This window comes from Streptomyces sp. NPDC015242 (genome assembly GCF_043079125.1).
Classification (GTDB): domain Bacteria; phylum Actinomycetota; class Actinomycetes; order Streptomycetales; family Streptomycetaceae; genus Streptomyces.
Window position 1 is genome coordinate 194929 of record NZ_JBIBUF010000008.1, and the last position, 13457, is coordinate 208385.

At 72.3% G+C, this 13457-nt stretch carries 12 protein-coding genes; 9 read left to right on the forward strand and 3 right to left on the reverse strand.

Translation table 11 applies throughout. The features are described from left to right. Positions 1–4: 4 nt before the first annotated feature. Positions 5–907, reverse strand: a complete 903-nt coding sequence (gene galU, locus ACF07N_RS26410; protein WP_094053452.1) for a UTP--glucose-1-phosphate uridylyltransferase GalU — start codon at positions 905–907, stop codon at positions 5–7. Between the two features lie 135 nt (positions 908–1042). Here galU and ACF07N_RS26415 point away from each other — a divergent pair, with 135 nt between their 5' ends. Continuing rightward, positions 1043–1624 carry a 5-formyltetrahydrofolate cyclo-ligase gene (locus ACF07N_RS26415; protein WP_392117395.1) on the forward strand — a complete coding sequence of 194 codons (582 nt, stop codon included), beginning with the start codon at positions 1043–1045 and terminating at the stop codon, positions 1622–1624. 65 nt (positions 1625–1689) lie between these two features. Here ACF07N_RS26415 and ACF07N_RS26420 read toward each other — a convergent pair whose 3' ends face one another. After that, positions 1690–4530, reverse strand: a complete 2841-nt coding sequence (locus ACF07N_RS26420; protein ID WP_392117398.1) for a penicillin acylase family protein — start codon at positions 4528–4530, stop codon at positions 1690–1692. A 238-nt stretch (positions 4531–4768) separates the two neighbouring features. On the opposite strand from ACF07N_RS26420, the gene ACF07N_RS26425 reads away from it, so the two are divergent. The 6 genes from ACF07N_RS26425 (at position 4769) to mscL (ending at position 10771) form a co-directional block, all read left to right on the forward strand. Further along, complete coding sequence (locus ACF07N_RS26425) at positions 4769–6298, forward strand: potassium/proton antiporter (protein ID WP_383329818.1); 1530 nt, start codon at positions 4769–4771, stop codon at positions 6296–6298. 267 nt (positions 6299–6565) lie between these two features. After that, positions 6566–7858, forward strand: a complete 1293-nt coding sequence (locus ACF07N_RS26430; protein WP_392117401.1) for an MFS transporter — start codon at positions 6566–6568, stop codon at positions 7856–7858. 67 nt (positions 7859–7925) lie between these two features. Further along, a complete protein-coding gene (locus ACF07N_RS26435; protein ID WP_392117404.1) occupies positions 7926–8237 on the forward strand; it encodes an FmdB family zinc ribbon protein in 312 nt (103 codons plus the stop codon). A gap of 159 nt (positions 8238–8396) precedes the next feature. After that, positions 8397–9230: an S-methyl-5'-thioadenosine phosphorylase gene (locus tag ACF07N_RS26440; RefSeq protein ID WP_383330264.1), complete on the forward strand. Its 834-nt coding sequence runs from the start codon at positions 8397–8399 to the stop codon at positions 9228–9230. Positions 9231–9589: 359 nt separating this feature from the next. Beyond that, positions 9590–10177, forward strand: a complete 588-nt coding sequence (locus tag ACF07N_RS26445; RefSeq protein ID WP_392117407.1) for a hypothetical protein — start codon at positions 9590–9592, stop codon at positions 10175–10177. 135 nt (positions 10178–10312) lie between these two features. Next, positions 10313–10771 (forward strand): large conductance mechanosensitive channel protein MscL, encoded by a 459-nt coding sequence (gene mscL, locus ACF07N_RS26450; protein ID WP_383329806.1) that lies wholly within the window; start codon positions 10313–10315, stop codon positions 10769–10771. A 49-nt stretch (positions 10772–10820) separates the two neighbouring features. Here the strand turns inward: mscL and ACF07N_RS26455 are convergent, their stop codons facing one another. Further along, positions 10821–11000, reverse strand: coding sequence for a hypothetical protein (locus ACF07N_RS26455; RefSeq protein ID WP_094053445.1), 180 nt, complete (start codon positions 10998–11000; stop codon positions 10821–10823). Between the two features lie 56 nt (positions 11001–11056). On the opposite strand from ACF07N_RS26455, the gene ACF07N_RS26460 reads away from it, so the two are divergent. After that, positions 11057–12289: a low temperature requirement protein A gene (locus ACF07N_RS26460; protein ID WP_392117411.1), complete on the forward strand. Its 1233-nt coding sequence runs from the start codon at positions 11057–11059 to the stop codon at positions 12287–12289. 63 nt (positions 12290–12352) lie between these two features. After that, positions 12353–13393, forward strand: coding sequence for a P1 family peptidase (locus tag ACF07N_RS26465; protein WP_392117414.1), 1041 nt, complete (start codon positions 12353–12355; stop codon positions 13391–13393). The last annotated feature ends 64 nt before the right edge of the window (positions 13394–13457 follow it).

Sequence of the window (13457 nt, forward strand, 5' to 3'; positions counted from 1 at the left end):
CGTGCTACATCTCCTCGGCTACGTAACTGCGAAGCCAGGTCCGGAAGTCCGGACCCAGGTCTTCACGTTCGCACGCGAGTCGGACAATGGCACGCAGGTAGTCGCCGCGGTCGCCGGTGTCATAGCGGCGGCCCTTGAAGACCACGCCGTGCACCGGTCCGCCGATCTTCTCGTCCTCGGCGAGCTGCTGCAGGGCGTCGGTGAGCTGGATCTCGCCGCCGCGGCCGGGCTCGGTCCGGCGCAGTATGTCGAAGATGTGCGGGTCGAGGACGTAGCGGCCGATGACCGCGTAGTTGGACGGGGCGTCGGCCGGGTCCGGCTTCTCGACCAGGCCGCCGACCTTGACGACGTCGCTGTCCTCGGTGGTCTCCACGGCCGCGCAGCCGTAGAGGTGGATCTGCTCCGGGGCGACCTCCATCAGCGCGATGACGCTGCCGCCGCGCTGCTCCTGGACCTCGACCATGCGCTGCAGGAGCGGGTCGCGCGGGTCGATCAGGTCGTCGCCGAGGAGGACGGCGAAGGGCTCGTGGCCGACGTGCGGGGCGGCGCACAGCACGGCGTGGCCGAGGCCCTTGGGGTCGCCCTGGCGGACGTAGTGCATGGTCGCGAGGTCGCTGGACTCCTGCACCTTGGCGAGACGGTCGGCGTCGCCCTTCTTCTGGAGCGCCGACTCCAGCTCGTAGTTGCGGTCGAAGTGGTCCTCCAGCGGGCGCTTGTTGCGGCCCGTCACCATGAGGACGTCGTCGAGACCCGCCGCGACGGCCTCCTCGACCACGTACTGGATCGCGGGCTTGTCCACGACCGGCAGCATCTCCTTGGGAGTGGCTTTGGTGGCCGGCAGGAACCGGGTGCCGAGGCCTGCTGCGGGAATGACAGCCTTGCTGATCCGAGGGTGCGACTGAGTCATGCCCGCCACCCTATCCGGTGCCTTTGCAGGGAATCTGCGGCTCCGGTTCATAGGCGCTCATATGAGCGTATTGCGACGGTACGGGAGCAACCATTGAGGCCTATCGCACGTCCGGGCGAGCCTGACAAGCGGAGTATGCGGCGCGAGATCCTCGCGGTGAGGAACAGGTTGACGCCGGATGACCTGCGGGAAACGTCGGCCGCACTGGCCGGGCGGGCCCTGGAGCTGCCCGAGTTGGCGCGCGCCGGCACGGTCGCGGCGTACGTCTCCGTGGGGAGTGAGCCCGGGACGCTCGCGCTCCTGGACACCTTGCGCGCCCGGGGCGTGCGCGTGCTGTTGCCCGTCCTGCTGCCCGACAACGACCTCGACTGGGGCGTGTACGAGGGCGAGGACACGCTCGTGCGGGTCCGGCACGGCGGCCGGATGGCCCTGTCCGAGCCCGCGGGCGAGCGTCTCGGGCCGGACGCGGTGACCGCGGTCGGCGCCGTGCTGCTGCCGGGCCTCGCGGTCGACGGCCGCGGTATGCGCCTGGGCCGCGGGGGCGGTTCGTACGACCGGGTGCTGGCGCGGCTGGAACGGGCGGGGGCACATCCCGCGCTGGTGGTGCTGCTGTACGACGCCGAGGTCGTCGACCGCGTCCCGGAGGAGCCGCACGACCGGCCGGTGCACGCGGTGGTGACGCCCTCGGCAGTGCGGCGGTTCCGGCCGGAGCCCTGACACGGCGAACGGCCCTCCACGCGTGCGTGGAGGGCCGTTCGCCGTGCGTCGCCGCGTTCAGCGGCTCAGGGCTTGAGCACCAGCTTGTCCGCCGTGTCCTCCTCGACCGCCCGGTCCGAGAAGGACCACGGCAGCAGTTCGCCGTCGGCCCACTTCTCGGTCTGGTCGACGTAGTGGGCGCTGTAGGCGTGCCCGGAGGCGCCGGTGAGGTTGATCCAGCGGGACTTGTCGAGGTCGCCGAGGTTCACCACCATCCGCATGGACGGCACCCACACCACGCCGTAGCCGCCGGCGGCGTTCCAGCCGGTCGCGTTCACCGTCGCCTCGCCGCCGCCGAGTTCCCAGGGGCCGCGGTTGAGGGCGTACTGGAGGAAACCGGGGCCCGAGGTGCCGAGGGTCTGGTTCTTCAGGAACAGGCGGTGCAACCGGCCCCAGCTCCAGGTGTCGATGTCCTTGCCGAGCTTGGCGGTCAGCTCCCAGCGGGCGTCGACCATGGCCCGCTTGAACAGCTGGTCCCGGTTGACGGCGCCGTCGCGGGTGCCCACCTCGGGCGTCTTCCACCAGTCGCTCTTCGGCTGTTCCATCAGCTTGCGGACCACCTCGAACCAGCGGTCGCCGCCGTCGGGCTGCGCCCGGTCGGGGGCGCGCTGGCCGCACTCGCGGACCTCTTCGGCCTCGTCCGCCGGGCCGGTGGTGTTGACCGGCTTGACCCACAGGCACTGCCCCCTGGGCCGCAGCTCCTTGGGCAGCTTGTTGCCGAAGGCCAGCTTGAGGACGTTGCGCCAGACGGCGTTGAAGTAGGCGGCGGCCGCCGAGTCGGCGTCCTGGGTGTAGTCCCAGCCCTCCAGCAGCTTCTGCGCCTCGCGGACGTCCTTGTCGCCGGTGTCGATCTTCAGCAGGGTGGGCACCAGCAGCCGGGCGATCTCGCTGCTGTTGTCCAGCTGCATCTGGCGCATGTCGTCCGTCGAGATCTTGCCGCCGTCCTTGATCTTCGACTGGATCAGGTCGGTGATCCGCTGGCTGCGCGTGCCGTAGCCCCAGTCCGTGGTGAGCGTGAGGGCGTACTTGTCCTCGTCGATCACGGCCTGGTTGGCGGTGACGATGTACCCGCGGTCCGGGTTGTACTCGTAGGGCAGCGCGTCCTGCGGGATGTAGCCGGTCCAGCGGTACTCCGGGTCCCAGCCGGGCGCCGGCAGGGAGCCGTCGTAGTCCTCCGCGCGCGTGGGGATCCTGCCCGGCAGGGTGTAGCCGATGTTGCCCTCGGTGTCGGCGTAGACCAGGTTCTGCGAGGGCACCTCGAACAGCGCGGCGGCCTTGCGGAAGTCGGTCCAGTTCTTCGCCCGGTTCATCGCGAAGACGGCTTCCATGCTGGTGCCCGGCTGCAGGGCGGTCCAGCGCAGCGCGACGCCGTAGCCGTCGCCCCGGTCGGGTGCGGCGGTGTCGACGGTGGCCTTCTTGCCGACCTTCACGAGTTCCTCGTCGCGGTCGGAGAGCAGGGGCCCGTTGTTGGTCTCGCGGACGACGATCTTCTTGGCCGGGCCGCCGGCGACCTTGATGGTCTCCTCGCGGGTCTCGAACGGCTTGACCTTGCCGTCGTAGAGGTAGCCCTCGCCGGTGATCTTCTCCAGGTAGAGGTCCGTGACGTCGACGCCGGAGTTGGTCATGCCCCAGGCGATGTCCTGGTTGTGACCGATGATCACGCCGGGCATGCCGGCGAAGGTGTAGCCCGTGACGTCGTACCGGCAGGTGCTGGAGACGCTGCGGCAGTGCAGGCCCATCTGGTACCAGACCGACGGCAGGGAGGGCCCGAGGTGCGGGTCGTTGGCCAGCAGCGGCTTGCCGGTGATGGTGTGCTCGCCGCCGACGACCCAGGAGTTGGAGCCGATGCCGTCGCCGTTCACGCCGACGGCCGGCGGGAGGTCGTCCAGGACCCGGGTGAGGCCGGTGAGCTGGCTGTCCAGGCCCGAGGCGCCGGAGGCGGTGCCACCGGTGCCCGTGCCGGTCCCGGCGGTGCCGGACGTGCCCGCGGTGCCGCTCGTGCCGGACGTCCCGGCGGTTCCGGCGGTGCCCGCGGTGCCCGCGGTGCCGTTCGTGCCGGAGGCGCCGGTGCCGCCGCCGCCCTGCTCGAACACCCCGGTCAGCTCGCTGTACTGGCCTTCCTGGACGATCGCCTTGTTCCGGCTGTACGGGTACTTCGGGTACAGCTCGGCGATCTGCTTCGGGCCGAGGCGGCTGGTCAGCAGGGCGCGGTCGATCTCGTCCTGCATGTTGCCGCGCAGGTCCCAGGCCATCGCCTTCAGCCAGGACACCGAGTCCACCGGGGTCCACTTCTGCGGCTTGTAGTCGTTGGTGAAGCCCAGCGCCGCGTACTCCAGGGAGATGTCCTCGCCGTCCTTGCCCTGGAGGTAGGCGTTGACCCCCTCGGCGTAGGCCTGCAGGTACTTCTTCGTCGCGGGCGACAGCTTGGTGTCGTACTCCCGCTCGGCGACCCGGTCCCAGCCCAGGGTGCGCAGGAACTCGTCGTTGTCGACCTGGCTCTTGCCGAACATCTCCGACAGGCGTCCGGCGGCCATGTGGCGGCGGACGTCCATCTCGTAGAAGCGGTCCTGGGCCTGGACGTAGCCCTGTGCCATGAACAGGTCCGCGTCGGAGGAGGCGTAGATCTGCGGGATGCCGTGGTCGTCGCGCTTGACCTCGACGGGTCCCGAGAGGCCCTTCAGCGTGAGGGTGCCCTTGGTCTGCGGGAAGGACGCCCGGACGGTGCTGATCGACCAGTACGCCCCGAAGGCGACGCCTCCGATGACGGCCAGCACCAGGACGAGCACGATCAGCCGTACTTTGCGCCCCTTTCTCCTGCCGGACTTGCCGGGCTGCTGACCCGTGGAGGCGGTGGTGTCGGTGGGCATCGCTGTCCTTGCTGTCCTAAGTCGAGCGGCAGGTTCGGCTGTGCTTTTAACTGAGCGCTGGAGCAACGATAGGCGCAGGGCCTTGCGCCCCTTGACGCGGAGTCGGGAACCGGCACGGACGGGCGTTCGATCTTGCCCTCCCGAGCGTCAAGAATTCGTCAAGAGTTAGGTAAGGTAACGAAGTAGTCGGCGCGCTGCGCCACCGCTTGTTGTGCGATGTACGTGAGCCCACGCGCGCGTGCGTGCGGGCCAGGGAAGGATTCGGCCGCTGACTGTTCACCACCTCAACCAGCTCCTGCTCGTCTGCTCGCTCGTCCTGCTCGTCGCCGTCGCAGCGGTACGGATCTCCTCGCGCAGCGGGCTCCCCAGCCTGCTCGTGTACCTGGGCATCGGCGTCGCCATGGGCCAGGACGGCATCGGCGACATCCACTTCGACAACGCCGAACTGACCCAGGTCATCGGGTACGCGGCGCTGGTCGTGATCCTGGCCGAAGGCGGTCTGGGCACGAAGTGGAAGGAGATCGAGCCGGTGATGCCGTCCGCCACGGCGCTGGCGCTGGGCGGTGTCGCGGTGAGCGTCGGGGTCACGGCGTCGGCGGCGCACTACCTGGTCGGGCTGGAGTGGCGGCAGGCGCTGATCATCGGGGCGGTCGTCTCCTCGACCGACGCGGCGGCCGTGTTCTCCGTGCTGCGCAAGATCCCGCTCCCCGCGCGCGTGAAGGGCACGCTGGAGGCGGAGTCCGGCTTCAACGACGCCCCGGTCGTCATCCTCGTGGTGTCCCTGTCCACGGCCGGGCCGGTCGAGCACTGGTACGTGCTGCTGGGCGTGATCATGCTGGAGCTGGCGATCGGCGCGGCCATCGGGCTCGCGGTGGGCTGGCTGGGGTCCTGGGGGCTCCGGCGCGTGGCGCTGCCCGCGTCCGGCCTGTACCCGATCGCCGTCATGGCGATCGCGGTGGTGGCGTACGCCGCGGGCGCCCTGGCCCACGGCAGCGGCTTCCTCGCCGTGTACCTCGCCGCCATGATGATGGGCAACGCCCGGCTGCCCCACTGGCCGGCCACGCGCGGCTTCGCCGACGGGCTGGGCTGGCTGGCGCAGATCGGCATGTTCGTCATGCTCGGCCTGCTGGTCACCCCGCACGAACTGGGCGACGACATCGTGCCCGCGCTGGTCATCGGGCTGGTGCTGACCATGGTGGCGCGTCCGCTGGGCGTCTTCGCCTGCCTGCTGCCGTTCCGGGTGCCCTGGCGGGAGGCGGCCCTGATGTCCTGGGCCGGGCTGCGCGGGGCGGTCCCCATCATCCTGGCGACCATCCCGATGGTGAAGGGCGTCGAGGGCAGCGACCGGATCTTCAACATCGTCTTCGTCCTGGTCGTGGTCTACACCCTGGTGCAGGGCCCGACACTGCCCTGGCTGGGCCGCAAGCTGCGCCTCGGCGAGGGCTCGGAGGCCGCCGACCTCGGTATCGAGTCGGCCCCGCTGGAGCGGCTGCGCGGGCACCTGCTGTCCGTCGCGATCCCCGGGGGTTCGAAGATGCACGGCGTGGAGGTGGCCGAGCTGCGGCTGCCGCACGGAGCCGCCGTGACGCTCATCGTGCGCGGGGGCGAGTCCTTCGTGCCGCTGCCGACCACGATCCTGCAGCGCGGGGACGAGCTGCTGGTGGTCGCCACGGACCCCGTCCGGGACGCGGCCGAGCAGCGACTGCGGGCGGTCGGGCACGGCGGCAAGCTGGCCGGGTGGCTGGGGACGGACGGACCGGGCTCCTGACGGGCGATTCATCCCGTTTGGCATTTGTAAGGCGGGCGGGACCAGGGTGCTCGCTTTCACAGGCTCACAAGCCCTTGATCCCTGTAGGATGAAGGCGTACCCACATCGAACCAACTCTGCCTGACGCAGAGCTGGCGCGACCGTATGGCGGTCGGGACACCCCTCCTCACCGGGCCCCGGCATCTACCGCAGTTCCGCGCAAGAGGACAGCTCTCGGCGCCGCCCGCTGACGGGGCCGCGCTACCAGGCGGCAGAAAGGCACGGGCCGTGGCATCCACGGTCACCTCGAAGACGTCGGAGAACCCGCCGGCTTCCGCCCGCCCGGGATACGGCCGGCTGCTGCGCACCCGCGGCGCCTGGACGTTCCTGCTCCCCGGTTTCGCGGCGCGCCAGCCGTTCGCGATGCTGACGATCTCCATCGTGCTGCTGGTGCAGCACACCACCGGCTCCTACGGCGCGGCGGGCGCCGCAGCGGCCGTCACCGGTGTCTCGATGGCCCTGTTCGCGCCCTACAGCGGCCGTCTCTCCGACCGCTACGGGCAGCGCGCCGTGCTGATCCCGGGCGTCCTGCTGCACGCCCTGTCCGGGCTGACGCTGACGGCGCTGGCGCTCATGGACGCGCCGCTGTGGGCGCTGTTCGCGGCGGCCGTCCCGACCGGCGCCTCGGTGCCGCAGATCGGGCCGATGGTGCGCGCCCGCTGGGGCGTCAAGCTGGGGGACTCGCCCCTGATGACCACCGCGGCGGCCTTCGAGTCCGTCACGGACGAGCTGACCTTCGTCGTCGGGCCGCTGCTGGCCACCGCCCTGTGCACGGCCGTCGACCCGGCCGCCGGACTGGTCACGGAGGCCTCGCTGACCCTGGTCGGCGGCCTGCTGTTCGCGGCGCAGAAGAGCACTCAGCCGTCGGTCTCGGGCGGCGGCCACGCGCGCGTGGAGCACGTCTCGGCCCTGCGCGTGCCCGGCGTGCGCGTGCTGATCGTGACCTTCCTGGGCATCGGCACCGTCTTCGGCGGCATGCAGGTCTCGCTGGCCGCGTTCACCGAGTCGATCGGCGAGCCCGGCATGAACGGCGTCCTGTACGGCGTCTTCGCCGCGGGCAACATGCTGTCCGGCCTGGTGTGCGGCGCGATCGCCTGGAAGGTGGCGCCGCAGCGGCGCCTGGTCGTCGGCTACGCCGCGCTCGCGCTGACCGCGTCGGGCCTGTGGGCCGCCCACTCGGTGCCGGTCCTCGCCGGTCTCGGCCTGCTGGTCGGCGTGTGCATCGCGCCCGCCCTGATCACCGGCTACACCCTGGTCGAGAGTCTGGTCCCGCCCGGCGCCCGTACGGAGGCCTTCACCTGGCTGACCGGCGCGGTGGCGCTCGGCCAGGCCGCGGCCGTCACGGTCGCCGGACAGCTGGAGGACCGCCTGTGGGGCGGCGCCGGGTTCCTGGTGCCGATGGGCGGCACGGTCCTGGCGCTGCTGACCCTTCTGTCCCTGCGTTCCCGGCTGTCCGCGCGGGGTTCCGGGCGGACCGTCGCGCGTGGCGTGGGTCACCGCGTGCCGGTGGCAGTGGACTGAGCGGCCGGAATACGTCACTATGGATCGTCGTTAGCACTCATCGAGTGAGAGTGCCAGGAGGAAGACAGTGCCCACCTACCAGTACCAGTGCACCGAGTGCGGCGAGGGCCTCGAGGCGGTGCAGAAGTTCACCGACGACGCTCTGACCGAGTGCCCCAGCTGCCAGGGCCGCCTGAAGAAGGTGTTCTCGGCGGTCGGCATTGTCTTTAAGGGCTCCGGCTTCTACCGGAACGACAGCCGCGGCTCCTCGTCGAGCAGCTCTCCGGCGTCGAAGTCGTCGAGCTCCTCGTCGTCCTCGGACTCCGGCTCGTCGAGTTCGTCGAGCTCCTCGTCGAGCGCGGGCAGCAGCTCCACGAGCAGCAGCACGACGGCCGCGTAAGGCCTGATTCTTCCGGGACCCTGTCGCCCCCGGGGCGACGGGGTCCTCGGCGTTTCCGCGCCCGGTTAGGGTGCGGGCATGGCGAACAACGCGAACGCGGCGACTTCGGCGGACCCGGCGGTCGGGGCGGACCCGGCGGGCAGGGCGGGCGGCAGCGGGGTGGAGGGCGCCGGCATCGGCGTCATCGGCGGCTCCGGCTTCTACTCCTTCCTCGACGACGTGACCGAGGTCCGGGTCGACACCCCGTACGGGCCGCCCAGCGACTCCCTCTTCCTCGGCGAGGTCGCCGGCCGGCGGGTCGCCTTCCTGCCCCGGCACGGACGGGGCCACCACCTGCCGCCGCACCGGATCAACTACCGGGCCAACCTGTGGGCACTGCGCTCGGTCGGCGTGCGCCAGGTGCTCGCGCCCTGCGCGGTGGGCGGACTGCGCCCCGAGTACGGGCCGGGCACGCTGCTCGTCCCCGACCAGCTGGTCGACCGCACCAAGGCCCGCGCGAACTCCTACTTCGACGGACTGCCCCGGCCCGACGGCACGGTGCCGAACGTCGTGCACGTGTCGCTGGCCGACCCCTACTGCCCCACCGGGCGGGCCGTCGCGCTGAAGGCGGCCCGCGGACGGGACTGGGAGCCGGTGGACGGCGGGACGCTGGTCGTGGTCGAGGGGCCGCGCTTCTCGACTCGTGCCGAATCGTTGTGGCACCAGGCGCAGGGCTGGTCCGTGGTGGGCATGACCGGCCATCCCGAGGCCGCGCTCGCCCGTGAGCTGGAGCTCTGCTACACGTCGCTGACGCTCGTCACCGACCTCGACGCCGGCGCGGAGACCGGCGAGGGCGTCTCGCACGACGAGGTGCTGCGGGTGTTCGCGGCGAACGTGGACCGCCTGCGGGGGGTGCTGTTCGACGCGGTGGCCGGGCTGCCGGGCGTGGCCGAGCGGGACTGCCTGTGCGCGCATGCGCTGGGCGGCATGGATCCGGGGTTCGCGCTGCCGTAGGTGACGGGCGGGGGTCCGGGCCGGGGGTCCGGGCCAGCGATCCGGGCCGGGGAACCGGCCGGGCGACAGAGGCCGGGGGTCCGGGCCGGGGGTCCGGGCCAGCGATCCGGCCGGGCGACAGAGGCCGGGGAACCCGGCGGGCGGTCCGGGCCCAGGGGTCCAGGCCGGCGATCCGGGCCGGGGAACCGGCCGGGCGACAGAGGCCGGGGATCCCAGCGGGCGATCCGGGCGGAACATGCCGTTCGGGTGAGTGAGTTGTCCACAGCCCGACGGTGCGTCCACAGGCCCGAGCGGGGTGCGGCGGGACGCCCCATCGTGGGGAGCGCAAGCCGGTCGCTCCTCGCAGGTGGTGGTCTCCCGTGTCCCTCGCTCCGTCTCCGTCGTCCTTCCCCCTCCCCTCCTGGTCTGCTTCGCTCCCGCCCGGGCCGGAGGTGCCCGCGGCGCGTGAAGTGCCGCGGTTCGCACCCGTGCGGGTGGGCGGCGGACGGATCGGGCGGCTGCTCCGGAACCGGGGGCGTGCCCTCGCCGTGGGGCTCGTGGTCACCGCGACCGCGCTGGTGGCGGCCGCCCCGCGGGGCGCCGACGGGGCCCGCGGGCACCCCCGGGCGCAGCCGCCCGCGCACGGGGCGCCGGTCGCCGGGGAGCTCCCCGCGCGGGCCCGCCGTGCCGAGGGAGTCGTGGTGACGGCCCCGGTCCGGATCGCCGACGCGGCGACCGTACGGCTGCTGCGGCCCGGCGACCGGGTCGACGTCATCGCCGCCGAGGAGACGGTGTCGGGCGGGGACGCCCGGGTCGTCGCGCGCGGGGCCAGGGTGACGCAGGTGCCGGAGCCCGGGGAAGGCGCCTCCGACAGCGGGGCGCTGGTCGTGCTCTCAGTCCCCCGTGGCACCGCCGCCCGGCTGGCCGGCGCGAGTGCCACCGCGCGGCTGGCGGTGACGCTGTGGTGAGCGGCACGGCGCTCGGCCGCGCCGTCCCGTCCGGTCGCTCGTCGGAGGGACCCGCGTGCCCGGTTCAGCCCAACGGTGACGTAGGTTGCGGAGCGTTTTGTTCCACGAGCTGCTCGTACGAGGAGAGGCCCCCAGGTGAGCGAGAAGAAGGAGCCGAGTGTCTGGGAGGGCTTCAAGGCCTTCCTGATGCGCGGGAACGTCGTCGATCTGGCCGTGGCGGTGGTCATCGGTGCCGCCTTCACCAACATCGTCAACGCCGTGGTGAAGGGGATCATCAACCCGGTCGTCGGTGCCATCGGCACCAAGAACCTCGACCACTACAGCTCCTGCCTGAGCTCGACCTGCGAGGGCGAGCAGGGCATCCAGATCCTGTGGGGGTCCGTCCTCGGCGCCACCCTGAGCTTCGTGATCACGGCGGCGGTCGTCTACTTCCTGATGGTCCTGCCCATGGCGAAGTACCTGGCCCGGGTGGAGGCCCGCCGGAAGGCGAAGGAGGGCACGCAGGAGGTCATCGAGGTGACCGAGCTGGAGGTGCTGAAGGAGATCCGGGACGCCCTGGTGGCGCAGCGCGGTTCGGGGCACGACCGGCCGTAGCGCGGCGGGCGGCCGCCGGGGCACGGGCCGCGGCGGTCGTCCGGCTGCTTCAGAGGTGGTGCGGCGGCTTCTCGTCGAGGAAGCGCTTGAGGTCGGCCGCGCCACCGCCCGAGTCGGTGCGCTCGCCCCAGCCGCGGTCGGTGTCGTCGGAGGACTGCTGGTCGAGCGGATCGTCGAAGACCAGCGCGGGCTTCGGCGCGCGCGGCTCGGGTTCGGGGGCGGTGCTCATGCGTCCAGGGTACGGTCGCGGAGAAAAACCCGGCGCCTTCTGTTGTGCTGGGAATCATGACCTCCCGCACCCCTCCCCCGCCCGGCCCTTCCGACGCGTCCGGCGGCCGCGGCCGGCCGCTGCGCAGGCTGAGGGCACGCGGCCGCGACGAACAGCACCGGACGGCCTCGCCGCTGGAGCTCTTCTTCGACCTGTGTTTCGTCGTGGCCGTCGCCCAGGCGGGCATCCAGCTGGTGCACTCGGTCGCCGAGGGGCACGCGGGCGAGGGCATCGTCGACTACGCGATGGTGTTCTTCGCCCTGTGGTGGGCGTGGATGAACTTCACCTGGTTCGCCTCGGCGTACGACAACGACGACGTCCTGTACCGGGTGGTCACACTGGTGCAGATCGCGGGCGTGCTGGTCCTCGCGGCGGGGGTGTCCCGGGCGTTCGGGGAGCACGACTACCTCTGGGTCTGGCTGGGCTACCTCGTCATGCGGCTCGCCCTGGTGGCGCAGTGGCTGCGGGCGGCCCGGGCGAGCGAGGGCCCGGAGCGGGCGACGGCCCTGCGCTATGCCGGCGGGGTGCTGCTGTGCCAGGCCGGCTGGCTGGGGCTGCTGTTCCTGCCCGAGGGGGCCCGGCCCTGGTGGTTCCTGGCGATGGCGCTGCTGGAGATGTGCGTGCCGCCGTTCGCGGAGCGGGGCTACACCACGGCCTGGCATCCCCGCCACATCGCGGAGCGGTACGGGCTGTTCACCATCATCGTGCTCGGCGAGACGATCGCGGCGGCGACGGTGGCGGTGAAGTCCGGCGTCGACGACAACGACGCGCTGGGCGAGCTCCTCCCCATCGCCGCGGGCGGGCTGCTGATCATCTTCGCCGCGTGGTGGCTGTACTTCGTGGTGCCCGTCCACGGCCACCTGCGCTCCAACCGGCAGGCGTTCCTGTGGGGTTACGGCCACTACGTGGTGTTCGCCTCGGCGGCCGCGATCGGGGCGGGCCTCGAGGTGGCGGTGGAGCAGACGGTCGGCGAGGCACACATCTCCACGCTCGCCGCGTCGGCCGCCGTGACCCTGCCGACGGCCCTGTATCTGCTGACCCTGTGGGCCCTGCACTCCCGCCACTTCAAGGTGGGCATCGGCCAGCAGCTGGTGCTGCCGACGACGGCTCTGCTGGTGATCTGCTGCACGTTCCTGGGCGACTGGGCGGTGTTCGCGGCGGGCGTGGTGTGCGCGTTGTCGGTGACCGTGGGCGAGACACTGGCGACGCGCCCGGCCAGGACGCCCGCCACGGCGGGCCGAGCGGCCTGACGACGGCATGGGCCGCCGGTTCGGTGGTCCGCGCGGGCCGTCGGCTGGACCAGACTGTGCGCCATGACAGTCGAGGCTCTGGTGGACGCTCTGACGGATGTGGCCGGCCTGCGGGTGGGTCATGCGACCCGCGCCGGTGACGGCTGGCTCACCGGCACCACGGTCGTGCTCGCCCCGGAGGGCGGCGCCGTGGCCGCCGTGGACGTTCGGGGCGGCGGCCCCGGCACCAAGGAGACGGACGCGCTGGACCCGCGCAACGTGGTGCGCAAGGTCGAGGCGGTCGTGCTGACCGGCGGCAGCGCGTACGGACTCGACGCCGCGTCGGGGGTGATGGCCTGGCTGGAGGAACGGGGGCGCGGGATCCGGGTCGGGGCGGATCCGGCGCACGTCGTGCCGGTGGTGCCCGCGGCGTGCGTCTTCGATCTGGGGCGGGGCGGCGACTTCCGGGCCCGTCCCGACGCGGCCCTGGGACGGGCGGCGGTGGAGGCGGCCGCGGCGAGCGAACCGGGCGCCCCGGTGGCGCAGGGATGCGTGGGCGCGGGTACGGGCGCGGTCGTGGGGGTGATGAAGGGCGGCGTCGGCAGCGCGAGCACGGTCCTCGGCTCGGGGATCAGGGTGGCGGCGCTGGCGGTGGCCAACGCGGCGGGATCGGTGCTGGATCCGGAAACGGGGGTGCTGTACGGGGAGTTGTTCCAGGGGCGGGTCGCGTATCCGCCGGCGGAGGTCCACGAGGCGGCGCGGCGGCGGCTCGCCGAGGCGGCCGCGCGGAGTGCGCCGCCGCCGCTGAACACGACGCTCGCCGTGGTGGCCACGGACGCGGACCTGACGAAGGCGCAGGCGCAGAAGCTGGCGGGTACGGCCCACGACGGCATCGCCCGCGCGGTGCGGCCGGTGCACCTGCTGAACGACGGGGACACGGTGTTCGCGCTGGCGACGGGCGACCGTGCCCTGGACGCGGCGGACCCGCTCGCGCTCAACGAGGTCCTCGCGGCCGGCGCGGACGTCGTGACACGGGCGATCGTCCGGGCCGTGCGGGCCGCCGGGCCGGTCGACGGGCCGGGCGGGGCGTGGCCGTCGTACGGCGAGCTGTACCCGGGGCGATGACGGGCGCCGTATCCAGGGCGCTGCGGTGGTGCTCGCGGCGATGATCTTGGCGTTGGGCGGCTGA

Coding starts and splice junctions, on each gene's coding strand:
- galU (WP_094053452.1), bottom strand. CDS start 907: ATGACTCAGTCGCACCCTCGGATCAGCAAGGCTGTCATTCCCGCAGCA.
- ACF07N_RS26465 (WP_392117414.1), top strand. CDS start 12,353: ATGACAGTCGAGGCTCTGGTGGACGCTCTGACGGATGTGGCCGGCCTG.
- ACF07N_RS26420 (WP_392117398.1), bottom strand. CDS start 4,530: ATGCCCACCGACACCACCGCCTCCACGGGTCAGCAGCCCGGCAAGTCC.
- ACF07N_RS26460 (WP_392117411.1), top strand. CDS start 11,057: ATGACCTCCCGCACCCCTCCCCCGCCCGGCCCTTCCGACGCGTCCGGC.
- ACF07N_RS26455 (WP_094053445.1), bottom strand. CDS start 11,000: ATGAGCACCGCCCCCGAACCCGAGCCGCGCGCGCCGAAGCCCGCGCTG.
- ACF07N_RS26415 (WP_392117395.1), top strand. CDS start 1,043: ATGCGGCGCGAGATCCTCGCGGTGAGGAACAGGTTGACGCCGGATGAC.